The sequence below is a fragment of the Halobellus sp. H-GB7 genome (genome assembly GCF_030848585.1).
Taxonomy (GTDB): domain Archaea; phylum Halobacteriota; class Halobacteria; order Halobacteriales; family Haloferacaceae; genus Haloquadratum; species Haloquadratum inordinatus.
This window is the reverse complement of record NZ_JAVDDW010000009.1, coordinates 1-26,599: the sequence shown is the minus strand read 5'-3', so window position 1 is coordinate 26,599 and position 26,599 is coordinate 1. Positions and strand designations below refer to the sequence as shown.

Sequence of the window (26,599 nt, the reverse complement as noted above, 5' to 3'; positions counted from 1 at the left end):
GGGAAACAGAGTGATATATATAGAACATACCAAAGAATTATGTGGGTAAAATGTAATTTCCATCCGAGTGCAAATGAAGCCAATCAAATCCAGACGGACGTTTCTCAAAGGAGCAGGTGCGGCGACAGTTGCGGGACTCGCGGGCTGTTCCAGTCAGGGCGGCAACGGTGGGGGAGAAGAAACCACCGAGAGCGGCGGTTCAGGCGGCGGCGACTCGACCGGCACGACGGTGGGGTCCAGTGGTGACCAGTCGGTCACGATTCAGTTCTGGCACGCGATGGGCGGCGACCTCGCGCAGCGCATCGACGACATCGTGAATAGTTTCGAAGAGCAGAGCGACGGGATCACCGTCGAAACGACCTCGCGCAACAGTTACCGCGACAACCTCAACGCCACGACGTCGGCAGTGAGTTCCGGGAATCCGCCGGCGCTCTCCCAGATCTTCGAGATCGGGACCCAGTTGGCTATCGACAGCCAGGCGTTCGTGCCCGTCGAAGACATCATTCCGAGCGACCGAATCAACTTCGACAACTTCCTCGATCCGGTGCTGGACTTCTATCGCGTCGACGGAAAGCTGAACTCGATGCCGTTCAACTCCAGCAACGCGATTATGATGTACAACCGGGATGCCTTCGAGGAGGCCGGACTGGATCCGGACTCCCCGCCCACGACGTATCAGGGCATCACGGACGCCGCAAACACGCTCACCAGCGAGGGCGTCGTCGACCAGGGGATGACGTTCCCGAACCACTCGTGGTTCGTCGAGTCCTGGTTCGCACAGCAGAACACGACAGTCGTGAACAACGAGAACGGACGGAACGGGCGCGCCACGGAGTCGAACCTCGACAGCGAGGCCGCACAGAACATCTTCGAGTGGTGGACGGACCTCTACGAACAGGATCAGTACCTGAATCCCGGCATCGAAGCGTGGGGCGAAGCACAGCAGGCGTTCCTGACGCAGAAAACCGGGATGATCATCTACTCGACGTCGAGCATCGCGCCGATGAAGCAGGGCGCCGCCGACAACGGCTTCGAACTCGACACCGCGTACCTGCCCGCGCCCGGTGGCGACCGGACGGGGATTCCGATCGGCGGGGCGTCGCTGTGGGTCCCGCAGGGCCTCTCGGACGCGCAGCAGCAGGCCGCCGCGGAGTTGCTCCTGTTCATGACGCAACCGGAGCAGCAGGCGCAGTGGCACACGGGGACCGGTTACTTCCCGGTTCGTGAGGAGTCGATCACGCAGCTCGAAGACGAGGGCTTCTACGAGGAGAACCCGGCGTTCAGAACCGCGATCGACCAGCTCAACGAGACCGAGAGCACGCCCGCGACGAGCGGGGCGCTGATGGGTCCGTTCCCGGAAGTCCGTACCATCATCGAGGAAGGGTACGTCAGTATGATTCAGGGCAACACGAACGTCAGCGACGGGCTCTCACAGATGAAAAGCGACGTCGACGAGACCCTGCAGAGCTACAACGACCGCGTTGCATAATCGAGTCGTTCGAACGAACGCCCGCATAAGTTCATAATCACCCCCTTCGCATCGAGACTATGTCAGAATTCACGGAACCGTACGAATCGAAGTGGCAGGCGTTTCTGCTGCTCTTACCGACGTTCATCGTCCTAATCGCGTTTCTCTACTATCCCGGGTTGGAGACCTTCCGACTGAGCCTCTCACAGACGATTCTGCTGGGGAGTCAGAAGGTCTTCGTCGGGCTGGAGAACTACGTCACGCTCGCAACGTCTTCAGAGTACCATTCGAGTTTCGCGATCTCCGTCGCGTTCGCGGCTGTCGTCGTCATCGGGACGCTCGCCGTCTCGCTTTTCGTCTCGTATCTCTTGTTCGAGGTCGACGTCGGCTCGTCGACGTACCTGATCGCGGCCATCTGGCCCTACGCCCTCCCGACAGCCGTCGCCGCGTCGGTGCTCCTGTTCCTGCTTCACCCCTCGCTGGGAATCATCACCTACTACCTGGAACAACTCACCGGGACCTCACTCGACTGGTTCACGAACGGGCCGCAGGCGTTCGCCGTCGTCGCCGTCGTCGCCATCTGGAAGCAGTTGGGGTACAACATCATCTTCATGGTCGCAGCCCTCAACAACATCCCCGAGACGCTGACCGAATCGGCCGAGATCGACGGCGTCGGTCACCTGAAGATGTTGTACCGGGTCTACATCCCGCTGATGTCGCCGACGCTCGTCTTCTTGGTCGTGATGGACACGATCTACGCGTTCTTCTCGACGTTCCCGCTCGTCGATCTGATGACCAGCGGTGGTCCGAGCGGCGCGACGAATCTGCTGATCTTCAAACTCTACCGCGACGCGTTCGAGTTCAGCAGCCTCGGGCTGGCGTCGGCCGAGTCGGTCGTCCTGTTCGCCATCGTGGCGATACTGATGTACGTCCAACTGCGTCTCTCCGAGAGCTACGCGCACTACGGAGGATAATATGCGAGGCAAAGATCCAATACCCACTGTCGAGATGCGGGAGGTACAATAGATGGCGACACAGACAGGTCCGTCTTCGAAGTCCGTCCTCGGACGCCTGCTACCGGAGGGTGTCGAGACCGAACAGGTGATCGTCCACGGCGGACTGCTCCTATCGATTTTCCTGATGGGACTGCCACTGCTCTTGGCGCTCGTTATGAGCACGCAGAACACGACGGAGGTCTACCAGATCACTAATATCGGCGTGGGGAGCGAAGGGCTCTCGAACTACCAGACCGCGCTGAATCAGTACGGCTTCGGCGAGTATATGATCAACTCGGTCGTGATGTCGGTGATCATCGTCGTCGGCAAGGTGACGCTGTCGCTGTTCGCCGCGCTGGCGCTCGTCTACTACCGGTTCCCCTACGAGCGCGCGGTGTTTATGTTCATTCTGCTCACGCTCTTGCTGCCGGTCCCGGTCCGCATCGTGCCGCTTTTCGACCTGATGGCACGGCTGGGGTGGGGGAACACGCTGATGGCCATCACCGGCCCGTACATCGCGAGTGCGACGGCCGTCTTCCTGTTCAGACAGCACTTCATGTCGATCCCCGCCTCGCTGGTCGAGAACGCACACCTCGACGGCGTCGGTCCGCTGCGGTTCCTCTGGGAGGTGTTGATCCCGATGTCCAAGGGTATGATTGCGGGTGTCTCGGTGATCACGTTCATCTACGCGTGGAATCAGTACCTTTGGCCGCTCATCATCATCAACGACCAGAGTAAGCAGGTCGTGCAGGTCGGGTTGCGCTTCCTGCAGGCGGCGTCGCAGTCGGGGCTCACCCGGTGGGGACTCATCATGGCCGGCGCCGTGCTAGCGCTGCTTCCGCCGCTGGCCGTGCTCATCGTGTTGCACCGACCGCTGCTCAAGACGCTGGCAATCCAACAGAAGTGATTCACAATGTCTGATATAACTATCACCGGACTCACGAAACGGTTCGACGACGTAACGGCAGTCGACGACATCGACCTCGAAGTCGAGAACGGGGAGTTCCTCGTGCTCGTCGGCCCATCGGGCTGTGGGAAGTCGACGACGCTGCGAATGATCGCCGGACTGGAGGACATCACGAGCGGCGACCTCCACATCGGCGACCGGCGGGTCAACGATCTGGAGCCGAAAGAGCGCAGCATCGCGATGGTGTTCCAGAACTACGCGCTGTATCCGCACATGACGGGCGCGGAGAATATGAAGTTCGGAATGAAGTCCGTCAGCAACTACACCAGCGCGGAGATCGACGAGCGCGTCCGCGAAGCCGCCGAGATTCTCGACATCGAGGAACTGCTCGACCGGCGGCCCAGCGAACTGTCCGGCGGCGAACGCCAGCGCGTCGCAATCGGCCGCGCGCTCGTCCGCGAACCCGACGTGTTCCTGCTGGACGAACCGCTGAGCAACCTCGACGCGAAGCTCCGGGTGCAGATGCGGGCCGAACTCCTGCAACTGCACCGGGAACTCGACGCGACGACGCTGTACGTGACGCACGACCAGACCGAGGCGATGACGCTCGGCGATCGGGTCGCGGTCCTCAACGACGGCGAGATCGAACAGGTCGATCCCCCGCAGTTGCTCTACGACTACCCGGCGACGCGGTTCGTCGCGGAGTTCATCGGCAGCCCGGCGATGAACATCCTGCCCGTCGAACTCGTTTCAGACGGCTCCGACATCAGTGTGCGCCACGAGCAGTTCGAGCTTCCGCTCCCGAACGCCGACTCGTTCACGGCCCAGCCGAAATCGGCGTTCTTCGGGATACGGCCAGAGGACATCTCGCTCGCGAGGAACGTCGCCGGCGACGTCCCGACGTTCGAGGCGGAAGTCACCGTCACCGAACCGCTCGGAGAGTCGCTGCTCATCCACTGTCGGGTCGGCGACGACGAGATCCACGTGAAGGCTGCCGCGCGGAGTTCGATCGACCCAGGCGACAGACTCGAACTCGGCGTCGACGAAGAGCGCCTGCACGTGTTCGACGGGACGGGCGAGGCCATCTATCACTCCTCCCCGCGCGGGCACGCCTCGTCCGACGCGGTACCCACCCAGCCAGAGCCGTGAGCGGGGCGAAACCGCGTCGGCAGGGGCGGCGGTAGCGTGCGGCCGATCGCGCATCGCGGCTGTCTGACGCAGTACCCCGAGAACACGCTCCGGGCGTTCCGGCGCTCGGCGTCGGTCGTCGATATGATCGAAACCGACGTCCAACGGTGTGGGTCCGGCGAACTCGTGATCTTCCACGACGAGACGCTCGACCGGGTGACCGACGCCACCGGCGAGGTCGCATCGACGCCGCTGGCGGACCTCAAAGAAGTGTCAATCCTCGGCAGCGGCGAGTCGATCCCGACGTTGACGGAGGCGTTCGAGGCTGTACCCACAGACGTCGGGCTGAATCTGGAGCTGAAAGAGAAGGGGGTCGCCAACGAGACTGTCGAGGTCGCGAGTCGCTACGACCACGAAGTGATCGTCTCCTCGTTCCGACCGGCAGCGGTCGCCGCCGCTCGCGACGCCGGGGCAGCGTCGCTCGCGCTCTTGCTCTACGAGGACGAGGAAGCCGCCGCCGACTTCGATACGGACGCAGCGCTCGATGCGGCTGCCGAACTCGACTGTGACTACGTCCACCCGCACGTTGGACTCTGTCTCGAGACCGACGTCGTCGGCGACGCGCACGCTCGCGGCTTCGGCGTCAATGCCTGGACGGCCGCGGACGAAGCGGACCTCCGCGAACTTCGAGCGCGCGGGGTCGACGGCGTCGTGATCGACGATTGCGAACTCGCCGCCGTCTGCCGCGACGGAGAGACGGACTCCGAAAAAGAGAGTGAGAGTGATTCTCGGAAGTCCGTATAGATGCCCGCCAACGGTGTGGCGAGCGTCGATGAACAGGTACGACGATCACTACGAGTTGCACGGCAGGGGCACCGAGTAACTCGGGGCCCCGAACGACGCATCGAATCCGGATGTCGACCGGCGCGCCGCACAGAACGGTACCGTGACTGTTCACGGACGAGGCGCAGGCGACTCACGGAGACAGTGGTGCAAAACAGCATCCAAAGTAACGTGATGATTCGCTGTTAATTCTACAGCTGAATAGCGTCTAGAAACAGTTAGAACCACTCAGAATTGGTTTTAGACAAATATGCTATCCGATAGTCAACCGTGTATAAGTCACATAAATGTACTCTATAAGCCATACAAAATTTAACATATGTGTATTTAGAACCAATATAGATATATAATCCTGCAAAAGCATAAATAACAAAACGATCAATTATGATATTATGCGCCGGATAGACCGAAGGAAGTTCGTCAGCGGGATCAGTGCGGCTGCACTCGCGAGCGTCGCAGGATGCAGCGGCGGCAGTAGTGGTACTGAGACGCAAACGCAAACCGAAAGCGGAGAGAGTACGACCACGACCGCGGGTGGCAGTGATGAGACCACCACCAGCGGTGAGGAAGGCCTCGATCCGACAGATCCGTCGACGTTCCCCGAGTTCGACCCCACAGACCCGCAGTTCCCGCAGTTGACGAGTACGCTGCTCGAGGCGGGGTACGAGACCGGGTCGATGACGGACCTCGAACGGATGCGAGAGAACCCGCGCGAGGAACCGCGTTACGGCGAACCGGTTCCATCGACACCCGAGGACGAGAGCGAGTGGCTCGACCCCGACACGCTGCAGTTCTCGCTTGTCCCCACCGAAGACCCGACGGTGTACGAGAACACGCTGGAACCGCTCCTCAACAACATCGAAGAGGAGACCGGAAAGACCGTCGAGTACGCGACGCTCGACTCCTACGCGGCGCAGGTCGAGTCGATGCGATCGGAGCGGCTCCACCTCGCAGGATTCTCGACAGGGACAGTTCCGTTCGCCGTCAACATTGCAGGCGCGGTCCCGTTCTCGGTCCAGATCGACGGCAGCGGCGAGGGCGGCTCGTTCGGCTATCGGCTCTGGCTCATCACCCAACTGGACAACGGAGAGATCGTCGAACTCGAAGACCTGGAAGGAAAGACGATCGCACACGCCGACCCATCCTCGAACTCGGGGAACCTGGCCCCGCGGGCACTATTCGCCAATCAGGGCGTCGTGCCCGGCGAGGACTACGAGGTGGCATACTCCGGCGGCCACCAACAGAGTTCGCTCGGCGTCGCGAACGGAGATTACCCCGCCGCCCCGGTCTGTTCGACCTGTTATGGCCGCGTCGCGGCCGACGATCAGCTCGATCCGAGCGCGATCAAGTGCATCTGGGCGTCGGAACCGTTCCCGACGACTGCCTTCTCGTACGTCCACACGCTCCACCCCGACATCCAGGAGGGCGTTCGTGCGGCGTTCCTCGAGTACGACTACGAAGACACCACCATCGCCGAGGAGTTCGAGGGGCGTGGCACGTGGGTCGAGATCGATTACGCGACGGTCTGGGACATCATCCTCCAGATCCAGGAATCGCTCGAAGTCGAGTACGAGACGGGCAACATCGGCGAGTAGTCGATCCCCCGTCGTTCCGCTCTTCGCACCGTTGTGAGACTCACGATAATACACCAGATATGCTCTCAGTAACCGATCTACAGAAGACGTACTCCTCCGGCGACGAGGCGCTCAAAGGCGTCTCACTCGAAGTAACGGGCAACGAGACAGTCGCAGTCATCGGACCGAGCGGCGCCGGAAAGAGTACGTTCATCCGCTGTATCAACCGCCTCACCGAACCCTCGGGAGGCAGTGTCGAACTCGATGGACTGGAGGTGACAGATCTCTCCGGGAAGAAACTCCGCAACGCGCGGCGCGATATGGGGATGATCTTCCAGGAGTTCAATCTCGTCGAGCGGCTGACCGTGATGGAGAACGTGCTTTCGGGCCGCCTCGGCTACGTCAGTACGTGGGAGGCGTTTCGGCGAAAGTTCGGCGGCGACGACGTCGGGCGAGCCTACGAGGTCTTAGACCGAGTCGGTCTCGAAGGGCACGAAGACGACCGCGCCGACGAACTGTCCGGTGGACAACGGCAGCGCGTCGGCATCGCGCGAGCGATCCTGCAGCGCCCGAAGATCCTGCTCGTCGACGAGCCCACGAGCAGTCTCGACCCCGAAACCTCGCGCGCCGTGATGGAACTCCTCACCGAAATCGCCGCCGACGACGACATCCCGGTATTGATAAACATTCACGAGGTCAATCTGGCCGAAGAGTACGCCGATCGGATCGTCGGGCTCCGTAACGGGCAGAAAGTCTTCGAGGGCACGCCCGAAGGTCTCGACGAGACGGCTCGCGGGCAGATCTACCGCGGTGAGGAGATCCCCGAGGAGACGGACCCCAAACGATCGTCCGCCGAAGAAACGGCAGAGGACGCAGCCACACAAGAGGGCGCGCTGCGCCGGGGATAAAATGGCGACAGAACAATCTGACACGCGGTCGTGGCAGCGCCCGACGGCGTTCTACAACCGGTACGTAAAGTGGGCCGTGTACGTCGTCATCGGCGCGTTTCTGCTGTGGAGCGCCTGGAATATGCGGATCTCTCCCGCCCGGGCCGCACAGGGGTGGACCGCCGCCGCCGAACTCCTCGGCGGGATGTTCCCACCGGAGTTCACGCCGTTCAAGACCGACCTCCTGATCCAGGGACTGATCGAAAGCCTCGCGATGTCGGTCGTCGCGACGATCATCGGCGTCATCCTCTCGATCCCGGTCGCGTTTATGGCGGCCGAGAACATCGCACCCCAGCCGGTGTACTGGGTCGGTCGCGGGATCATCACCGTCTCACGAGCGTTCCACGAACTTATCATCGCGATCATCGCCGTCAAGGCGGTCGGGATCGGCGCACTCGCAGGCGTGATCGCGCTCTCGTACAAGACGGTCGGGTTCTTCGCGAAGTTGCTCGCCGAAGACATCGAAGACATCGACGCGGGACAGATGGAGGCTGTCGAAGCGACCGGCGCGAACCAGACGCAAACGATGCTGTTCGGCGTCGTTCCGCAGGTGATGCCGCGCGTCGTCGGCCTGACGATCTACCGCTGGGACATCAACATCCGTCACAGTACGATCGTGGGAATCGTCGGGGCCGGCGGCATCGGCTCAACGCTCCTCAACTCGTTCGACAAGTACGACTACGACTTTTTCCTGACCATCGTGCTCGCGATCATCGCGATCGTCATGGTCGGTGAGTTCGTCAGCACCTACATCAGGGGGCGGATACAATGACGGACTATCAGACCTGGGAGCGACGCACGCCGCGCCAGCGGTTGGTACGATACGTCCTGATACTGGTCACACTCGTCGCAGCGGCCATCTCCTGGCGACTCTTACAGATAAATTATAATTACGTCGGCAGTGCCCCCGTGGAGTTTATGGACCTCGTGAATCGGATGTATCCGCCGGACGTCGGGTACACGACCGACATCCTCGGCCCCCTCATCGAGACAGTCCACATCGCGATTCTCGGGACCGGACTGGCGTTACTGATGGCGATTCCAGTCGCGTTACTGGGTGCGGAAAACACGACGCCGAACAGACCCGGATTCGCTCTCGGGAAGTTCATCATCTCTGCGTCCCGGTCGGTGAACGTGATCATCTGGGCGCTGGTCTTCGTGATCATCTTCGGATCCGGCGCGCTCGCTGGAACGTTGGCTATCGCAGTGCGGTCGATCGGCTTCTGTTCGAAACTCCTCGCCGAGGCGATCGAGGAGATCGACGCCGGCCAGGTCGAGGCGATCACGGCCACAGGCGCGAACTCGATCGAGGCGGCGATATACGGCATCGCACCGCAGATCAAGCCGGCGTTCATCGGCGTCGCCACCTACCGCTGGGACATCAACGTCCGCGCCTCGACGATCATCGGGTTCGTTGGGGCCGGAGGAATCGGGGTCGAACTCAACACGTCGATCAACTTCTTCCGCTGGCAAGGCGTGCTGACGATCCTGCTTGCGATCCTGGGGATCGTCATCTTCAGCGAAGTCACGTCGGCGTATCTGCGCCGTAAAGTTCGCTAACTCGACATCTCGCGTTTTCGAATCGGGGTCGGAACAGCGAGCCGCTGGAACCCTGAGGTGGTGACCTGCCGTGGGCCAACTGATCCGAGCCACCGCTCACAGGAAGTGGACCGCGAGGACGCCAACCAATCCGAGCATCGAGAGGTAGGCCGATCGGAGGGTGACAGGGCGGAACAGTTTCCGATTGATGCCGACGGCGAGCCACACTTTCACGAGGATGCTCGCCAGCGTCCCGGCCAAGACGCCCTGCGCAGCGACGCTCGGCGAGATCTGTCCCGTGCTCGTGAGCGAAACCGCGGTCGTCGTCGTTGTCCCACTCGAAAGCAGTCCGCTGAGGAAACTCGTGACGAGGAAGCCCGCGGTGCCGAACATCTGCTGTGCGCCCGCGGTAGCCACGAGCACGATCAAGAACAGCACGCCGAAGGTCAGCGCGTTCGCGCTGCTGAACGGCGAATCGAGATCAAGATCCATCTCGCCGCGCCAGTTCCGTTCGTAGCCGGTCAGGAGGACGCCGCCGACGGCGATGAGTCCGAGCGGGAGGCCGACGCTGAACGCCGATTGGGGGACGAACGCGACGACGATGATGAGGTTTCGGATCGCCATCGCGGCGTCGGCGACGAGAATCGTCGCCACCGCTAAGTCGAGGACGCCGAGGTTGGCCTTCGCCCGGTTCGCGATCTCACCGATGACCGCCGTCGAGTTGACGAGGCCGCCGAAAAAGCCCGTGATGAGCATTCCACGGCCGCCGTAGCGTTGCATAATCGCGTAGTTCGCGAACCCGATGGCGCTGACGGCGATGACGAGCATCCAGATGAGTTGCGGATCGATGGCGTTCCACGGCCCGTAGGTCCCCGAAGGGAGCAGCGGGTAGACGACGAACGCGATGATCGCGAACTCGGCCGCCCCGCGGACCTCCTGGTGTGAGAGTTGTTTCGCGAACTGATGGAGTTCCCGGCGCAACACCAGGAGGAACGACGACGTGATCGCGATGACGACGCCCACGAGGACGTAGTCGCTCCCGACGAGGACGCCGACGACGTACGCGACGAGCAGCGACGTCGACGTCGTCAACGCGAGACCGCTTTCCTCGTCTGGGGATCCCTCACGGACGTCGGTCAGCACGCCGCGGAGCCCGAGAAGCATCCCCTGTGTGAGGACCAACAGTCCGCCGAGCGCCAGGAGGACAGTCTGCCCGATAGTCGCGGCCGCGACGCCGACGAGACTGGTCAGAGTGAACGTGCGGATGCCAGCGGACTTGTTCGACCACTCGCGCTCCAAGCCGAGCAGCATACCGAGCGCTCCCGCGACGAAGAGATTGAAGACGTTCGCGTCGATCGGGACGGTCTCGGGGCCAAACTGCATCGTCGTCACCTACTGCCCGGACGAGCCCGGGCGAATTGAACATATGAGTATATACGACTATGTTCTCTATTTAGGATATATAGACAGCCAGATATAATTCTTTCGTGCGTCCTGAGGGAGCCAGATGATAAATGTTATTTTTGTTTATAGTGAGATACTGCTCGAAAATGATCTCTCCTCTTTTGCTATATCAGACCATATAAAAGAAATAACTCTGACTAAGGCAGTATTTAATAAATCTATAGTTGTTTCTGGTATGCTGTCGGCGGCAGAGGCCTCTTTTTAGGTCTGCCAAAAGTTCGAAAGTGGTTTTACAGATTAGGGTGGCCTAAAAGGTATGGCGAGAAACACGGACGGGAACGCAACGCGACGAGACTATCTTCGGTACGGTGCTGGCGTCGTTACCGCAGGTCTCCTCGCAGGGTGCAGCGGCGGGTCGGGATCAGACACGACCGACACGGCGACACCAGAGACGGCGGCCGCAGACACCGAATCCGCCACGGCGACGCCCGAGGGAAGCGAATCCTACAGCGTCGAGATCGTGCCCGTCGGTGAGGTCACGTTCGAGTCGGTTCCCGAGACGTGGGTCGCGAACAACGGTAGCTGGGCCGATATGGGGATCGCGCTGGGGCTCGAAGCACCGAAGGGCGTCTGGCTCCCGAGTCGCTATCACACCCAGTACTACGACGAGATCCCGGGCGTGAGCGTCGACAAAGACGGAATCACGAAACTGTGGGGTGACGGCGGCGTCGGCAAAGAGCAGTTTCACGCGCTGGACGCGGACGTCCACGTCTTCGACCCGAACTTCCTCCTGAACCGCGGAACGTGGGAGCAGACCGACGTCGACGAACTGCGGAATCAGGTCGGGCCGATCTTCGGCAACAGCATCTTCTCGCGGAACTACACCTGGCACGACGACTACCGGTACTACACCCTGTACGAGGCCTTCGAGAAACTCGCGCAGGTGTTCCAGCGGACGGACCGCTACGAGGCGTTCGAACAGATCCACGAGGACTTCCAGGCGAACCTTGCGCCGGTCGTCCCCGGTCGCAGCGAGCGCCCGTCGGCTGCCGTCGTCTGGGGCGGCGGCGACCAGCCCGAGAAGTTCTACCCGTACGTCATCGACGAGGGCACGAGCTTCAAACACCTCAACGACCTGAAAGTGAAAGACGCGCTCGCGAACACCGAGGTCAAGGACTTCCACAGCAGCCGCGGATCCATCGACTTCGAGACGCTGCTGGAGGTCGACCCCGAGGTGCTTCTGGTCCGCGGACAGGAGGCGAAGACCGCGACGGAGTTTCAGGATACTGTGGTCGCGTTTATGGAGAATCACAACATCGCGAGCGAACTCACCGCCGTCTCGAACGGCGACGTGTACCGCGCGGGGCCGCTCTATCAGGGGCCGATCACGAACCTCCTCGTGACCGAGCGGCTCGCGGGCACACTCTACGACGTCGACGAAGAGTTGTTCGATAAACAGCGCGTCGCTGACGTCGTTCACGGGGACTTCTGAGTATGGAGAACGACGGCGATGGGCTCGCCACCGACCCCGACGTCGTCATCGTGGGTGGCGGTCCCGCCGGCTGTTCGGCGGGCGTGTTCCTCGCCCGGTACGGGCTGGACGCGGTCATCTTCGATCGCGGGCCCGCGTCGCTGCGACGGTGTGCGTATCTGGAGAACTACCTCGGGTTCCCGGCGGGGATCGACATCGAGACGATGTACGACCTGATGCACGACCACGCCGCGACGGCCGGGTGTGAGATCGTCTCGGACACGGTCGAAGCAGTGGCTCGGAGCGGCGACGGCGAGTTCGTCGTGCGGACCCAAGACGACCGCACCGTCACGACCGAGCGTGTCGTAGCCGCGGCGCGGTACGACGCCGATTTCCTCCGCTCGCTCGGCAGCGACGAGATGTTCGCGGTCCACGAGCACGAGGGCGAGCGGCGCGAACACTTCGATCGGGACTACCCGGACCCGGACGGGACGACGCCGATCGACGGCCTGTACGTGGCCTCGCCGGCGGGCGACGCCGAAGCACAGGCGATTATGTCCGCCGGTCGCGGCGCGCGCGGCGCGCGGACGCTTCTTGCCGACGTGCGGCGCGAGCGGGGGTTCCCGGAGGCGATCGCACCGCACTGGGACTGGCGCCGGAAGGAAGCGACGCTGACCGGCGAGTGGACCGACCGCGATCGGTGGGACGCGTGGTTCGACGAGCAGGTCGACGGCGACGACGACGTGGCCGAAGGGCAGCTTCTCGAACTCCGAGAGCAGGAGATCGACCGCCGAGTCGCGACGTACGTCTCCGAATCGGAGATCGAGCGGCGGACCGAGCGCGGACACAAGCGGCTGCTCGAACACGTCGACGACGAGTACATCCTCGAAGCCGCCCGCGAGATCGAGGGACGCGCGAAAGCGTCGGGCGGGGGTAGCGGCCAGTGAGTAACAGCGCGGTTCCCGGGGCGGAATCTACGAGTCGGGTACAGCAGTGGCTCGCCGGCGTCGACGGCGCGCTGCTCAGTCTCTGTCTCGGGAGCGTGCTGGTCGTCGTCGCCGGCGGCCTCGTGCAGGTGAGCTTCGGGACCTACTCGATGACCGTCGTGGAGGCGTGGCAGGCCGTCGTGAATCCGAACGTACTACTCAATCTGCAGGCGTGGGAGGCGTTCGTCTTCGGTGCGGACCTCCCGGAGATGAATCAGCGGAGCCTCATCGTCTGGAACATCCGACTGCCGCGCGTGTTCGTCGCGATGCTCGTCGGGATGAACCTCGCCGTCTCGGGGGCGATCTTTCAGGCCGTGACGCGGAACGAACTGGCGAGTCCGTTCATCCTCGGGGTCTCCTCGGGCGCGGGGCTCTTGATCCTCCTCACGCTGGTCGTGTTCTCCGGGCTGTCCGCGTTCCTGCCGCTCGTGGCCGCGCTCGGCGGCGCGATTGCGTTTCTCATCGTCTACGCGATCGCCTGGAAGAATGGGACCTCGCCCGTCCGCTTGGTCCTCGCAGGCGTGATCGTCGGGACCATCTTCCAGTCGCTCCAGACGGGACTGTTCTTCTTCGCCGGCGACATCGGGGTCGTCCAGTCAGCCATCGCCTGGACGACGGGGTCGCTGACCGGCACAGACTGGGAGCAGGTGCGGATGGCGCTCCCGTGGACGGCGCTCGCGATGCTGCTGTCGCTCGTCAGTTCCCGGCAGTTGAACGTCCTCTTGCTCGGCGAGAGCACCGCCCGAGCGCTCGGAATGTCGGTCGAGCGCGTCCGGTTCGCGCTCTCTGGGATCGCCGTCTTCGCGGCGGCCGCGAGCATCGCCGTCGCGGGGATCGTCGGCTTCGTCGGGCTGATCGTCCCGCATCTGGTTCGCAACATCGTCGGCAGCGAGTACAAGAAACTGGTCGTCGGCTGTCTCTTCGCCGGCCCGGCGCTGATGGTCGCCGCCGACGTCGGCGCGCGACTCGGGCTGCAGGTACTCGTCGGCGCGTCGACGCAGATCCCGGTCGGCATCGTCACGGGACTGATCGGCGGGCCGTACTTCCTCTATCTGATGCGGAAACAGGACGCGTTAGGTGAGATCTGATGTCCGAGCACGAACGCTTCGAGCGCGAATCGAACGGCAGATCGAACGGCGAATCGAACGCGGGCGGCACCGCGACGGACGCAGATGCATCGGCGGCTCACGGTTCGGCGGTCGAGCTTCGGGGCGAAGACCTCGAAATCGGCTATCCGTCGACCGACGAGCCGGTCGTCGAGTGCGAGACCGTCCTGTTACCAGCGGGCGAGGTAACGGCGCTCGTCGGGCCGAACGGGAGCGGCAAGAGCACGCTCCTGAAGTCGATGGCGAACCAGCTCGCGCCCGACTGCGGGCAGGTCAGACTCGACGGCGAACAGGTGCAGTCGCTCGAATCGAAGGAACTCGCGCGTCGCCTCGGCCTCCTCTCCCAAGAGAACGAGTCGCCCGCGAGCCTCACCGTGGAAGACCTGATCTACCACGGGCGGTACCCACACCGCGGGTTCTTCGAGTCTGTCGGCGACGAGGACCAGGCAGCCGTCGAGCGCGCGATCGACCTGGCGGGTGTCGAAGACCTTCGCGAGAAAGAGATGAAGAACCTCAGCGGCGGCCAGAAACAGCTGGCGTGGATCGCGATGGTCCTCGCCCAGGAGACGGACGTGCTCCTCTTGGACGAGCCGACGACGTATCTCGATTTACACCACCAACTGCGGGTGATGGAAGTCGTCCGCACGCTCAACCGCGAGCAGGGCGTGACCGTCGGCATCGTCCTCCACGACATCGGGCAGGCCGCGCGCTTCGCCGACAACCTCGTCGCGATGAAAGACGGCGAGCCCTACGACTGGGGGCCGCCGCGCGACGTCGTGACCGAAGAACTCCTCTCTGAGGTGTTCCACGTCGACGCCAGCGTCGACAGCGAGAGTCCGACTGGACCGCACATCGCTCCCCACCGCGCGCTCGACGACTGAGAATAGGCTTGGACGAAAAATATGGCTCGACGAAGACGCGGCCCCCTGTCGGCGAGCACACCGATACTCACCGCAGGGCACGAAGGGAGTAGTGGACTGCAGACGAGCACTGAGGGCACCGAGGCGGAAACGGAGAGCGCGGATAAGACGCCGATCCCGATGAGGTCACCGACGAACCGACACGCACACGCCAGAGGATGACAGAACCGTCGCTCACGGCGCTCCGCGCGCGGACCGAAGCACTCGCGAGCGACAGCGGGCGCTACGTAGTCGTCTGCGGGCGGACGGGCGAGCAGCCGATACCCGTCGCCGGTGATCGCTTCGTGACCCGAGAGGTGGCCGAACGCGCCGTCCGGGCGGCCAAGCAGTACCGGCGAACGCTCCGTCGCTACGACGACCGCCTCCCCTACTACGACCTGATCGCCGTGGAGGACGCTGCGTCTGATACTGTCGGACAGAAGTTCGTGAACTATGTTGGCACCCACGGGGTGCCGATAATTTTCACATCGTTCTGTCCGACAGTATGAGACAGCGACCACAGAGCGGGTCGTCGGACCGACCACGTAGCGGTGTCGTGACGGGCAGACCCGCGCCGTTAAGTACGTTCCCGCGGTTACAGACCACAATGGCCGAGAAGCGCGCGACGGTCACGTGCCCCGAGTGCGACCTGACAGAGACCTTCGACAAACTCGCGACGGCGCGGGGGTTCATCGAAACCCACCGTACCGAGACCGGCCACGACGCGACGTGGGAACTGCACCGCCTCGCGCCGGGCGTCGAGCGCGCGGGCGAGGAGGCGGGCGTCTGCGGGCGTCCCGCGTGCACGACCGAGGACTCGCCGCTGTATCAGGGCTAGCGGCCTGCTCGCCGGTCAGGCTGACGCGAATCTCCGACGCTCGATTTCTCCGCGGTCGTCGAACGGTTCGCGCTGCGTCCGAGAGTGTCGCCTGCCGTCGGCAGCGTGCCCTCATCAGCACGTAGTCATAGGGCCTATCGTAAGCCCTCATAGATTTCTCGCCGGACGGGACGGCGAGAATCTCCGAACAGTTACGATAATCCCTATCAGCTACAGTATCATTTGCAAGTCTTCACGCACCCGATCGTTCGACAGCGTCTGATCTAGTTCGCAATCAGTTGCAAATGCTACGATAGGAATTTCCGCACCGCCGGCGAACGCGATCCGGCCCACCGGGATCGAATACAACTAAATTTGTTCTATGGCAACTACGTTGGGAAACGTTTATGCAGGGGTCGTCGAATACGACATAGTGCGGCCGAGATAGCTGACCCACAATATATGGGATTAACCGCCTGGAGGGACGACGAGTGACAACTATGGAGTGCCCGGACTGCGGTCACGACCGGACGAGCGTGGTGGACACGAGAAGCGGCGCGGACGGGACGACCGTGCGGCGTCGCCGCGAGTGCAGTCGGTGTTCCTTCCGGTTCACCACCTACGAGCGCCCCGAGTGGGAGACGCTCCAGGTGAAAAAGCGGGACGGCTCGATCGAGCCGTTCGACCGCGAGAAGATCAGAGGCGGCATCGAGCGCGCCGTCGAGAAGCGCCCCGTCACAGACGACGAAGTCGACCGACTCGTCGCGGAGATTCACGCGGACATCCGGGATCGAGGGACGCGCATCGTCTCCTCGAAACTCGTCGGCGAGTTGGTCTCCGAGAAGCTTCGGGAGGTCGACTCCGTCGCGTACGTCCGATTCGTCTCGGTGTACAAGGCGTTCTCCGACCCCGAGGAGTTCGTCCGCGAGCTCGATCGAATCATAGACGAGGAACTCGACGGCGAGGAAGTGATCACAGACGATGCGGATTCGGGTCCGGATTCGCCACCCGACTCGGAGGCGGACTGAGGCCCGAGCGATACGCAACTCAGGAGTTAGATAAGATGGCTAGCGCAACAGCGACACAGGACGCAGCGATACGAGAACTACTCGACCGAGCGCGACGCGGACAGACCGACGTCGTCGACGACGACACCGCCGCCGACCTCGTGCGGGAAGCCGAACGCGACCTCTACGAGGGCGCCTCTCGAGACGAGGTCTACGAGGCGCTCATCAACGTGACGACCGCCCGGATCGAGCGCGACCCCGCGTACAAGCGCATCGGGGCCGTGCTCCACCTCGATCGGTACTTCGACGAGGTGACCGGACAGGAGCCGATCGACCTCCTCGGAACGGAGAGCGAGGAAACCACAGACGACGCGGGCACGAGCGACCGTGACGGCGCGGCCGACTACGACGCACTGTACCGGGACACGTTCGTCGCGAACGTCGAGCGCGGCGTCGAGGAAGACCTGCTGGACGAGCGGATGACCGACGGTCGGTTCGATCTGGACGAACTGGCGGACGCGCTCGTGCTCGACCGCGACGAGAAGTTCGAGTACCTCGCGGCGTCGACGCTGACCCAGCGGTACTTCATCCGGATCGAGCAGGACGGCGAACCGCTCGAACTGCCGCAGGCGTTCTGGATGCGCATCGCGATGGGCCTCGCGCTCGAAGAAGACGACCCCCAGGAGCGCGCGCTGGAGTTCTACGACGTCCTCTCGCGGCTGCTCTTTACGCCCTCGACGCCGACGCTGTTCCACAGCGGCACGACGCACCCACAGCTCTCCTCGTGTTACCTCACGACGGTCGAAGACGACCTCGAACACATCTTCGACTCCTACAAGCACCACGCACAGCTCTCGAAGTGGAGCGGCGGGCTCGGCAACGACTGGACGAACCTCCGTGCGGGGGGCGCTCTCATCGAGAGCACTGGCGTCGAATCCACCGGAACGGTGCCGTTCCTGAAGATCAGCAACGACGTCACGGCGGCGATCAACCGCTCGGGCAAGCGCCGCGGGGCCGCCTGCGCGTATCTGGAATCGTGGCACCTCGACTTCCCGGAGTTCCTCGACCTGCGGCGGAACACCGGCGACGAGCGCCGGCGGACCCACGACATGAACACCGCGGCGTGGGTGCCGGACCTGTTTATGAAGCGTGTCGAGGCCGACGAGGAGTGGACGCTCTTCTCGCCCGACGAGGTTCCCGACCTCCACAGTACGTACGGCGAGGAGTTCGAGGAACTGTACCGCGAGTACGAGGCGAAGGCCGAAGCCGGCGAACTCCGGCAGTACGAGCGCGTCGACGCCGCCGAACTCTGGCGGACGATGCTCACGCGGCTCTTCGAGACGGGCCACCCCTGGATCACGTTCAAGGATCCGAGCAACGTCCGCTCGCCGCAGGACCACGTCGGCACCGTCCACTCCTCGAACCTCTGTACGGAGATCACGCTCAACACCAGCGCCGACGAGCACGCGGTCTGTAACCTCGGAAGCGTCAACCTCTCGAATCACATTTCCGGAGACGGACTCGACCGCGACGCCCTCGCGGAGACGATCGAGACCGCGATGCGGATGCTCGACAACGTCGTCGACCTCTGTTTCTACCCGACCGACGAGGCCGAATACTCCAATATGCGCCACCGACCCATCGGCCTCGGCGTGATGGGCTTCCACGACGCGCTGATGCAGGTGGGCGTCCCGATGGGATCGGAAGATGCGATCGAGAAGTCGAACCGCTGGCAGGAGTTCGTCTCCTATCACGCGCTCCTGAACAGTTCGCGCCTGGCCAAAGAGCGCGGCACCTACGAGACCTACGAGGGGAGCAAGTGGGACCGCGGCATTCTCCCGCACGATACCGTCGACCTGCTGGAAGAAGAACGCGGCCGCGAGATCCCGACCGATCGCTCGGAGACCCTCGATTGGGACCGCGTGCGCGACCACATCGGCGAGCACGGGATGCGCAACTCGAACACGATGGCGGTCGCGCCGACGGCGACGGTCTCGACGATCAACGGGACGACCCCGTCGATCGAGCCGATCTACTCGAATCTGTACGTGAAGTCGAATATGAGCGGTGACTTCACGATCATCAACGACCAGCTCGTCGCGGATCTGAAAGCGCGGGGCCTCTGGGACTCGGAGATGCTCGATCGGCTCAAGTTCCACGACGGCTCGATCCAGGAGATCGACGAAATCCCCGAGGACCTGCAAGAGCTCTACCGCGGGGCGTTCGAGATCGACCCGCGACACCAACTCCAGTTGACCGCCCACCGCGGGCAGTGGATCGACCAGTCAGTCTCACACAACGTCTTCTTCCCCAGCACCGACGGCTCGCTGCTCGACGACGTCTACAAGACGGCGTGGCGGCTCGGCGTGAAGACGACCTACTACCTCCGGACGCTCGGCGCGTCCCAGATCGAGAAGTCGACGCTCGATATGGCCGAGTACGGCCGGACGCAGCGCCGAGACGTCGGGTCCGCCGGCGACGAAGATAGAGACGGATCCGCGGACGACGATCAGAACGGCGACAGCGACCTCGCACGTGTCGAGGATCCGACCTGCGAGGCCTGTCAGTGAGGTGACGAAGATGCCACTACTCAATCACGACGCGGAACACGACCCGAACAAGATCCTGCCGATCGACTACGACTGGGCGCGCGAGTACTACCGCGACGGCGTCGCCAACAACTGGGTCCCCGAGGAGATTCCGATGCAGGACGACATCTCCCAGTGGAACGGCGACGAACTCACCGACTCGGAGCGACAACTCGTCGAGTGGAACCTCGGGTTCTTCTCGACGGCGGAGTCGCTGACGGCGAACAACATCGTCCTCGCGATCTACGAGTACGTCACGGCGCCGGAGTGTCGGCAGTACCTCCTTCGACAGGCCTACGAGGAGGCGATCCACACGGATACCTTCATCTACTGCTGTGACTCGCTCGGCTTCGACCCCGAGTACCTCTACGGGATGTACGATCGCATCCCAACGATCAGCCAGAAAGACGAGTTCGTCGTCGAACTCACGCAGAACCTCGACGATCCGGAGTTCAGCCTCGACGAGACCGAGGACGTGCGCGATCTCCTCCGGGACCTCGTCGGCTTCTACGTCGTGATGGAGGGCGTGTTCTTCTATGCCGGCTTCGCGATGATGCTCGCGCTGAAGCGCCGGAACCGGATGGTCGGCATCGGCCAGCAGTTCGAGTACATTATGCGCGACGAGTCGCTGCACGTGGGCTTCGGCGTCGATCTGATCAACCAGATCCGCAGGGAACATCCCGACGCCTGGACCGAGGAGTTCGGCGCGGAGGTGCGCGACCTGATCGAGACGGCCGTCGACCTCGAACAGGAGTACGCGCGCGAGGCGTGTCCCGAGGACGTCCTCGGGATGGGCCCAGAGCAGTTCTCCGAGTACGTCGAACACGTCGCGGACCGCCGGCTCGGCCAGTTGGACCTCGAAGAGAGCTACGGGACGGACAACCCCTTCCCGTGGATGAGCGAAGCCGTCGACCTGAACAAAGAGAAGAACTTCTTCGAGACGCAGGTCACCGAGTACCAGAGCGGCGGGTCCCTCGACTGGTAGGACACCACTGGCGCGCGCAGGGCGACGTCACCTGTCACCGAGCGCGTCGTCGAGTTCGTCACGTCGCCGCCGACACTCCCGGACGCCACGGAGCAGCGCATCGAGGGCGGGGTAGGTAACCTCCCGCTCGCCGAACAGGTATTCGACGACCGTGTCGTGACCGATCCCGGCTTTCACCTCGGTCGCGGTCACGCTCTCCAGCGTGGACTGTCGCTCGCGGATCGCGGCGTCGAGGTCGTCTTCGAGGGAGGCGGCGCGCTCGCGACGCGTCCACAGATCCGCGTCCTCCGACAGGATCCGAACCGATGCGTCGACGGCCGGCAACGACTGTTCGACGTGTTTCAACGTCTCGATGGCGCTGTCGAGCGAGTCGAGTTCGATCGCCAGCGCGCGGCACATCACCCGACTCTCCGCGAGGCGCTGTTCGACGTGTTCGAGGATGGCTCGCTGGAGCGGTTGGGTGAACCGATTGCCGCCGCCCGTAGACGCGAGCGCGACGGCGACTTCCGTGCTCAACTCGGCGGCCAGCACCGCGCGGACCGTCGCCGATTCGTCGTCGACGTGCGGGACGACGTACTCCTCGAACGCGGCGCGGACGCGACGGCACCGATCGTCGGTCGTCGCCGCCGCGCCCGTCGTCCATCCGGGAGACGGCGATCCGAGACGCTCGGCGGTGCCACCGGCGCTCACGGGCTCGGTCTCGGCGACCGTCGCGCGGAACTGCTCGAAGCCGCGTCGCTGGCGCTGCGTCTCGCGCCGTTCGTCGCGGACGGCGCGACGGGCCGCGGTCAGATCGCGAATGGCGGCGTCGACGTCGGGCACGCTCGGTCACCTCCCCGCTTCCGATTCCAGTCCCGAATCGCCGGAGCCGCGAGGCCGACCGGAGCTCGAATGCTGTGGTAGTCGATCGCTACGCATATTTTAGGTATACCTAAACAATCGTCATAACCGTTACGGAGCGCCGACCGAATCCGCCGCGAACCCCGGCTTTTTCCTCGCGCCGGACGCAGAGCCGGTATGCGCGCAGCAGTGTATCACGGCCCCCGCGACGTCCGAGTCGAGGACGTACCCGAACCGGAACTGAGCGCTCCCACGGACGCGATCGTCCGCGTGACACACACCGCCGTCTGCGGCTCGGACCTCTGGTTCTATCGCGGCGAGAGCGACCGCGACCTGGGATCGAAGATCGGCCACGAGCCGATGGGAATCGTCGAAGCCGTCGGCGAGGAGGTCCGCTCGGTCGAACCGGGCGACCGCGTGTTCGCCCCGTTCAAGATCAGCTGTGGCTCCTGTGAGTTCTGCCGGAAGGGGCTCCACACCTCTTGCGTGAACGGCGACGGCTGGGGCGGCGACAACGGCGGCGCACAGGGTGAGAAGATCCGCTGTCCGCAGGCCGACGGCACACTCGTCCGCGTGCCGGACCGCTACGCCGACGACGAGGACGCGCTCCGGTCGCTGCTTCCGCTCACTGACGTGATGGGCACCGGCCACCACGCTGCGGTGAGCGCCGGCGTCGAGGCGGGCGAGACCGCCGTGGTCGTCGGCGACGGGGCCGTCGGGCTCTGCGGCGTCCTCGCGGCCCGCCGGCTCGGGGCGGAGCGCATCGTCGCCGTCGGCCATCACGAGGACCGATTGGAACTGGCCGAATCGTTCGGCGCGACCGACCTCGTCGCCGAGCGGGGCGATGAGGCGGTCGAGCGCGTCCGCGAGTTGACCGGCGGCGGCGCAAATCACGTGCTGGAGTGTGTTGGCGCGGCCTCGTCGATGGAGATGGCGGCAGAAGTCTGTCGCCCGGGCGGCACGATCGGCTACGTCGGCGTCCCGCACGGACTCGACGGCGGCCTCGATCTGTTCTCGTTCTTCGGGGACAACATCTCGCTCCGCGGCGGGATGGCTCCCGTTCGCGCGTACGCCGACGAACTGATGGCCGACGTCCTGCAGGGGACGCTCGACCCCGCGCCGGTGTTCACGAAGACGGTCGACCTCGAAAACATCGCCGAGGGCTACAGGGCGATGGACGAACGCGAAGCGATCAAAGTCCTCGTCGAGGTCTGAAACGAAGAACGCGGCGCGTCAGTTCACTCGACGCCGCCAACGCCCGAGGAGGCGTCGGGGAGGTCGTACGGAGTCGCGTCGAGGCCGAGTGCTTCGAGTGCGGCCGCGAGGTGTTCGTCCTGGGCGTACTCCGCGCCGTCCTCGACGCGCAGTTCCTGGGCCTTCGCGAGCACCTCGCCGCGGCGGTCCTCGGGGATGTCGTATTTGTCCGTCGAGAGTTCGATGACGAGACCGTTGTTGTCGTGGGTGTACAGCGAGAAGAAGATCCCCCGGTCGAAGACGTTGTAGCCGCGGCCGTCGTCCTCGAGTGCGGCCGCGACGTCCTCGAAGTCCTCGGGGGCGATGCTGAAACAGAGGTGGTGGACGGACCCGGTGCCGCCGCGCTGCGGGCCGCGGTTCGAATCCCGATCGCCGACGAACACCGTCAAAATGCGGCCGTCGCCGGTGTCGAAGAACAGGTGCGTCTGCGAGGGGTCGTCGAGGTTCGGCTGGCGGAGAACGAGCGGCATCCCGAGGAGGTCGCGATAGAACGCGAGCGTGTCTTCTTCGTTGCTCCCCCAGATGGTGATGTGGTCGGTCCCGGTCGTCTGAATCGGGCTGTCCGGCCGGTCCGCGGTGACGGGCGTTTCGTCGCTCATACCGGAGGTAGCATCGCGACCAGCATAAGTATCGGAGTGACACCGGTGTCACCACTGCGTCGTCCACGAAGCGCCCGAATCACGTCCGGCAGAATCAGCGATCGACGTCTGTCCCGACGAACGTGTCCCGGCGATAGCGACACTGCTCACAGAAGAACTGGGCGTAGCCCGCCGGCTGTACCCCGCTGAACGACATCTCGTCGCCACAGTCAGGGCACCACTCGGAGCCGATGCCGGACGGTCGCTGAATCGACATAGTACTGCGAAATGGGGGCTGCTACATTATCCTGTCGATCTTTCATTATAGATAGCCGACAGGCCGATCGATGGCGTCGGTGCACGCGGCAGACGTGCCAGTGCTCGGTGCGGGCGAACGGAAAAAGAAGCGGTCGAGTGCGGTTAGTACCGCGAGGGGAGGTACGCGAAGCCGACGAGGAAGATCACCGTCAGGAACGAGGCGATGCTGACGCCCCACAGGCCGTTTTTGTGGAGCGTGTGCTGGTCGATTTCGGCGTTCTGCTGCCGGAAGCTCTCGAAGTCCTGAGTGAGCTGAAGCGTCGATTCGTCGGCGAAGTGTGCGAGGTACGTCTCGCCGCCAAGCGTGACGTTCGAGTTGTCGCTGACGCCGATCGTGTTCGTCCGCGGGCCCGTCCACGCGAGCGTGACTTCGCTCGTGGTCACCGCGTCGATGGTGCTGGCGTTGCCCTCGTACTGAACGGTGTCGCCTTCGGCGTACGTCCGCGTTTCGGGCTCGGGGAAGTACTCGCTCGCGGGGACGAGTTCGGAGCCGTCGATGACGACGTACTGCGTGCCGTTCTGCGTCACCATCTCCTCACTCGCTGCGGGGTCCTCTTGGAGGATCGCGGTCTCGTTGATGTCCTCGCGCAGGGTGAACGTCGTGGGATCGTCGCCGCTACCGACGAGCACGCGCCACTCGTTCCCGTCGAATGACTGCGTGGAGTTGTTCTCCCACGCGGCGGTGTAGCGCGCGGATTCGTTCGTATACTGGAGTTCACCCTCGACGACGGTGGTCGCGATTCCGCCGTGACCGCCGCCCTGCTCGGTGGTCGTGATCGTTGAGACGGTATAGGTCTGTTCGCCGACCTGGAACTGATCGCCCTGAGCGAGTTCGTACTCCGGATTCTCGAACTCGACGTGTGGCGTCTGTGCGGTCGCGATGAGCGAATACGAGGCCGCACCGATGACGATGAAGAGTGCGACGTAAATCGCCGCGGCACGTCGTTGCATATCTCCGGATTTGGTCACGTGGCGTATAACGGTTACCGTTTTCCGGAAGGCGTTTCCGGGGGGCGTGCGCCGACCACGACGTCGACGGGGGCATCAGATCAGACAACGACCGCTCATCACTGCCGCTCGGTGTGCTGTTTCACGACCGCTGCCTCCGCTTTGCGTAACAGTTCTCCGGCCGTGCTCGACGAACAGTCGAGGGCGTCTGCGACGTCTGCCACGGATCCCTCCCGAGGTACCTCATAATAGCCGACGTCGACGGCTGCTGCGAGTGCGGCCCGCTGTCTGTCGGTGAGGCCCGATGGCGCTGCGCGCCGCTCGAACTCGTGGACGCGCTCGATAGAGAGCGTACCGAGCGCGGAGAGTCGCTCGTGGAACGTACTGAGTGCCGTCGGCTCGCCGACGGCCTCGAACCGAACCGCGCCCGTGTCGAGGAAGACGACCGGCGGAAGGAATATCACGCGCGCGTCCACGATCGTCTCCAAAATGGCCGCCGAAAACTCGTAGTCGTCCTGTTGGAGGAACGCGTACGTGCCGTCAGCTCCTTCGACGAAGTGACTCGCGAGGAGCGAGTCGATCGCCTCGGTGGCCGCCGCCGCAGCGTCGCGGTCGACGTCGAGCCAACAGAGGCTCGTCGCGTCCGCAGTCGGGCTCCACATCAGCAGCTCGGTCCGCGTGAGGGGCGTCTCTGCGACGACCTGTCGCTGGAGCGGGTGGACGAATTCGGGGTACCGGACGGCAAACTGGACGCGTTTCATCTCGCCGTTGGGCCACGTCGTGCTGCGGGACGTATCAATCACGGCGGTTCGCGGCGGGGGGCGCCCAGCCATCACGTCTCGGAGCGATGCGCCGCGAGAGCTTCTGGAACCGCCCGAAGCAACGTGCCGAGGTGGTCTTTACCCTCCAGGACGTGGATGTGAGCCGTCGAAAGTGTGGTTTCGAGGCGTCGAGCATCCGTGATCGGAACGTTCGTGTCGCGGTCGCCGTGCCAGAGATGCACCGGGACGTCGATATCCTCGAATCGGATCTCCCACTCGGTCGAGACGTTCTGAAAATCGGTTACGGCTCCGCACCGACTGTGAGCGAACGCTTCGAGAAAGTCGGCTTGCACGACCGTGGCGACCTCTTGCGGTATCGAGCCGGTGGCCTCCCCCGCAGTGTACTGATCGACGACAAACGCAGGATCGCGGCGGTGGGCCAGCCACGCGTGCCCGCGAAACAGCACCCCGAGGAGCGTCGGCGTCGTCGACGCCAGCCCCCCCAGGAGACGCTGTGTTAGTGGCACCGTCTCGCTGAGATGCGGCGGCGTCGCTCCGGCGACGAGATCGACGCGACTGACCCGGTCCGGTCGAGCGGCCGCAGTCGCGAGTGCATACGGACTCCCGCCCGAAAACGCGACGATCGAAGCCGATCCGGCGTCGGCGTCGTCGAGGATGGCACTGACATATGTTTCGGCGTCGGTAATCGACTGGTCCGGCCACGGCGTCGAGCGGCCGTATCCCGGTCGATCCGGGGCGAGCAATCGAACCCCGTGCTCCTGTGCGTCGGCGTCGAACAGCCGTCCCAACAAACGCGAACCGGGAGTTCCGTGCAAAAATACGACTGGTCGGCCGTCCGGGTCGCCGTACTCGCTGTAGGCGACCTGCTTGTCTGCGGCTATCGATACCGTTCGTGTGCGACCGTTCGTGGCCTCGGAACGACGTCGCGGCCGATTAGAGGTGGATGTCGCCATTGGGTGTCGATAGTCGTCTCCGCACCGAGAGGTTGGTGCCGGATCCATCCGGTGGTTTATGTATTTTTGGAGGGGCGCTCGACAACGCTGCCGCTCGTGATACTGAACGCGGTGAGAGGGTGCCCGCAAAATGCCAAGCCAAGGGCCGGATTTGAACCGGCGATGATCCGCTCTGCAGGCGGACGCGTTCGGCCAGACTCTGCCACCTTGGCGCACCTATCTCTATTCCGTTTCTGCGTTTAAGCCTAGCGGTCCGCTATCG

General features: G+C 63.7%; 26 protein-coding genes and 1 tRNA gene. 19 read left to right on the top strand and 8 right to left on the bottom strand.

From position 1 onward, the window contains the following. Nucleotides 1-73: 73 nt before the first annotated feature. The 9 genes from RBH22_RS13835 (at nucleotide 74) to phnE (RBH22_RS13795) (ending at nucleotide 9,422) form a co-directional block, all read left to right on the top strand. On the top strand, nucleotides 74-1,489 hold the full coding sequence (locus tag RBH22_RS13835; protein WP_256290294.1) for an ABC transporter substrate-binding protein: 1,416 nt from the start codon (nucleotides 74-76) through the stop codon (nucleotides 1,487-1,489). Between the two features lie 59 nt (nucleotides 1,490-1,548). Then, nucleotides 1,549-2,442: a sugar ABC transporter permease gene (locus tag RBH22_RS13830; protein WP_256290295.1), complete on the top strand. Its 894-nt coding sequence runs from the start codon at nucleotides 1,549-1,551 to the stop codon at nucleotides 2,440-2,442. Between the two features lie 52 nt (nucleotides 2,443-2,494). Beyond that, a complete protein-coding gene (locus RBH22_RS13825) occupies nucleotides 2,495-3,370 on the top strand; it encodes an ABC transporter permease subunit (RefSeq protein ID WP_306677868.1) in 876 nt (291 codons plus the stop codon). Nucleotides 3,371-3,376: 6 nt separating this feature from the next. After that, entirely contained in the window at nucleotides 3,377-4,519 is a 1,143-nt protein-coding gene (gene ugpC / locus RBH22_RS13820; protein WP_306677867.1) for a sn-glycerol-3-phosphate ABC transporter ATP-binding protein UgpC, read from the top strand. A gap of 36 nt (nucleotides 4,520-4,555) precedes the next feature. Further along, entirely contained in the window at nucleotides 4,556-5,302 is a 747-nt protein-coding gene (locus tag RBH22_RS13815) for a glycerophosphodiester phosphodiesterase (RefSeq protein WP_306677866.1), read from the top strand. A 431-nt stretch (nucleotides 5,303-5,733) separates the two neighbouring features. After that, a complete protein-coding gene (phnD, locus tag RBH22_RS13810; protein WP_306677865.1) occupies nucleotides 5,734-6,936 on the top strand; it encodes a phosphate/phosphite/phosphonate ABC transporter substrate-binding protein in 1,203 nt (400 codons plus the stop codon). A 59-nt stretch (nucleotides 6,937-6,995) separates the two neighbouring features. Then, nucleotides 6,996-7,823: a phosphonate ABC transporter ATP-binding protein gene (gene phnC, locus RBH22_RS13805; protein WP_306677864.1), complete on the top strand. Its 828-nt coding sequence runs from the start codon at nucleotides 6,996-6,998 to the stop codon at nucleotides 7,821-7,823. Between the two features lies 1 nt (nucleotide 7,824). Further along, the gene (phnE, locus tag RBH22_RS13800; RefSeq protein ID WP_121569163.1) at nucleotides 7,825-8,634 is read left to right on the top strand and encodes a phosphonate ABC transporter, permease protein PhnE; all 810 of its coding nucleotides are present in this window, start codon (nucleotides 7,825-7,827) and stop codon (nucleotides 8,632-8,634) included. Next, a complete protein-coding gene (phnE, locus tag RBH22_RS13795; RefSeq protein ID WP_306677863.1) occupies nucleotides 8,631-9,422 on the top strand; it encodes a phosphonate ABC transporter, permease protein PhnE in 792 nt (263 codons plus the stop codon). Before phnE (RBH22_RS13800) ends, phnE (RBH22_RS13795) begins: the two co-directional genes overlap by 4 nt. A gap of 96 nt (nucleotides 9,423-9,518) precedes the next feature. Here phnE (RBH22_RS13795) and RBH22_RS13790 read toward each other — a convergent pair whose 3' ends face one another. Continuing rightward, nucleotides 9,519-10,784: an MgtC/SapB family protein gene (locus tag RBH22_RS13790; protein WP_306677927.1), complete on the bottom strand. Its 1,266-nt coding sequence runs from the start codon at nucleotides 10,782-10,784 to the stop codon at nucleotides 9,519-9,521. Nucleotides 10,785-11,121: 337 nt separating this feature from the next. Between RBH22_RS13790 and RBH22_RS13785 the strand changes: the two genes are divergently transcribed. The 9 genes from RBH22_RS13785 (at nucleotide 11,122) to RBH22_RS13745 (ending at nucleotide 20,664) form a co-directional block, all read left to right on the top strand. Continuing rightward, nucleotides 11,122-12,297, top strand: a complete 1,176-nt coding sequence (locus RBH22_RS13785) for an ABC transporter substrate-binding protein (protein WP_306677862.1) — start codon at nucleotides 11,122-11,124, stop codon at nucleotides 12,295-12,297. Between the two features lie 2 nt (nucleotides 12,298-12,299). Then, nucleotides 12,300-13,223 carry an NAD(P)/FAD-dependent oxidoreductase gene (locus tag RBH22_RS13780; RefSeq protein ID WP_306677861.1) on the top strand — a complete coding sequence of 308 codons (924 nt, stop codon included), beginning with the start codon at nucleotides 12,300-12,302 and terminating at the stop codon, nucleotides 13,221-13,223. 71 nt (nucleotides 13,224-13,294) lie between these two features. Further along, nucleotides 13,295-14,350: an iron ABC transporter permease gene (locus tag RBH22_RS13775; protein ID WP_306677926.1), complete on the top strand. Its 1,056-nt coding sequence runs from the start codon at nucleotides 13,295-13,297 to the stop codon at nucleotides 14,348-14,350. Then, nucleotides 14,350-15,249, top strand: a complete 900-nt coding sequence (locus RBH22_RS13770; protein WP_306677860.1) for an ABC transporter ATP-binding protein — start codon at nucleotides 14,350-14,352, stop codon at nucleotides 15,247-15,249. The genes RBH22_RS13775 and RBH22_RS13770 overlap by 1 nt, the downstream gene beginning before the upstream one ends. Nucleotides 15,250-15,446: 197 nt before the next feature. Continuing rightward, nucleotides 15,447-15,776 (top strand): hypothetical protein, encoded by a 330-nt coding sequence (locus tag RBH22_RS13765; RefSeq protein WP_306677859.1) that lies wholly within the window; start codon nucleotides 15,447-15,449, stop codon nucleotides 15,774-15,776. A gap of 98 nt (nucleotides 15,777-15,874) precedes the next feature. Further along, nucleotides 15,875-16,105: a hypothetical protein gene (locus RBH22_RS13760; protein ID WP_306677858.1), complete on the top strand. Its 231-nt coding sequence runs from the start codon at nucleotides 15,875-15,877 to the stop codon at nucleotides 16,103-16,105. Between the two features lie 479 nt (nucleotides 16,106-16,584). Continuing rightward, nucleotides 16,585-17,112, top strand: a complete 528-nt coding sequence (gene nrdR, locus RBH22_RS13755) for a transcriptional regulator NrdR (protein ID WP_256546228.1) — start codon at nucleotides 16,585-16,587, stop codon at nucleotides 17,110-17,112. Nucleotides 17,113-17,147: 35 nt separating this feature from the next. Next, nucleotides 17,148-19,661: a ribonucleoside-diphosphate reductase subunit alpha gene (locus RBH22_RS13750; protein ID WP_306677857.1), complete on the top strand. Its 2,514-nt coding sequence runs from the start codon at nucleotides 17,148-17,150 to the stop codon at nucleotides 19,659-19,661. A gap of 10 nt (nucleotides 19,662-19,671) precedes the next feature. Beyond that, entirely contained in the window at nucleotides 19,672-20,664 is a 993-nt protein-coding gene (locus tag RBH22_RS13745; protein ID WP_256290313.1) for a ribonucleotide-diphosphate reductase subunit beta, read from the top strand. Nucleotides 20,665-20,691: 27 nt separating this feature from the next. Here the strand turns inward: RBH22_RS13745 and RBH22_RS13740 are convergent, their stop codons facing one another. Continuing rightward, entirely contained in the window at nucleotides 20,692-21,486 is a 795-nt protein-coding gene (locus tag RBH22_RS13740; RefSeq protein WP_306677856.1) for a hypothetical protein, read from the bottom strand. A 195-nt stretch (nucleotides 21,487-21,681) separates the two neighbouring features. Here RBH22_RS13740 and RBH22_RS13735 point away from each other — a divergent pair, with 195 nt between their 5' ends. After that, on the top strand, nucleotides 21,682-22,719 hold the full coding sequence (locus RBH22_RS13735; RefSeq protein WP_256290315.1) for a zinc-dependent alcohol dehydrogenase family protein: 1,038 nt from the start codon (nucleotides 21,682-21,684) through the stop codon (nucleotides 22,717-22,719). 23 nt (nucleotides 22,720-22,742) lie between these two features. Here RBH22_RS13735 and RBH22_RS13730 read toward each other — a convergent pair whose 3' ends face one another. From RBH22_RS13730 to RBH22_RS13705, 6 genes are all read right to left on the bottom strand, one after another. Next, the gene (locus RBH22_RS13730) at nucleotides 22,743-23,357 is read right to left on the bottom strand and encodes a VOC family protein (RefSeq protein ID WP_256290316.1); all 615 of its coding nucleotides are present in this window, start codon (nucleotides 23,355-23,357) and stop codon (nucleotides 22,743-22,745) included. Nucleotides 23,358-23,451: 94 nt separating this feature from the next. Continuing rightward, nucleotides 23,452-23,613, bottom strand: coding sequence for an HVO_2142 family zinc finger protein (locus tag RBH22_RS13725; RefSeq protein WP_256546224.1), 162 nt, complete (start codon nucleotides 23,611-23,613; stop codon nucleotides 23,452-23,454). A 143-nt stretch (nucleotides 23,614-23,756) separates the two neighbouring features. Then, nucleotides 23,757-24,605 (bottom strand): hypothetical protein, encoded by an 849-nt coding sequence (locus tag RBH22_RS13720; RefSeq protein WP_306677855.1) that lies wholly within the window; start codon nucleotides 24,603-24,605, stop codon nucleotides 23,757-23,759. Between the two features lie 116 nt (nucleotides 24,606-24,721). Next, a complete protein-coding gene (locus RBH22_RS13715; RefSeq protein ID WP_306677925.1) occupies nucleotides 24,722-25,363 on the bottom strand; it encodes a helix-turn-helix domain-containing protein in 642 nt (213 codons plus the stop codon). A 71-nt stretch (nucleotides 25,364-25,434) separates the two neighbouring features. Then, on the bottom strand, nucleotides 25,435-26,337 hold the full coding sequence (locus RBH22_RS13710) for an alpha/beta hydrolase (protein WP_306677854.1): 903 nt from the start codon (nucleotides 26,335-26,337) through the stop codon (nucleotides 25,435-25,437). Nucleotides 26,338-26,473: 136 nt separating this feature from the next. Continuing rightward, a tRNA-Cys gene (locus tag RBH22_RS13705) sits at nucleotides 26,474-26,549 on the bottom strand. Nucleotides 26,550-26,599 lie beyond the last annotated feature (50 nt).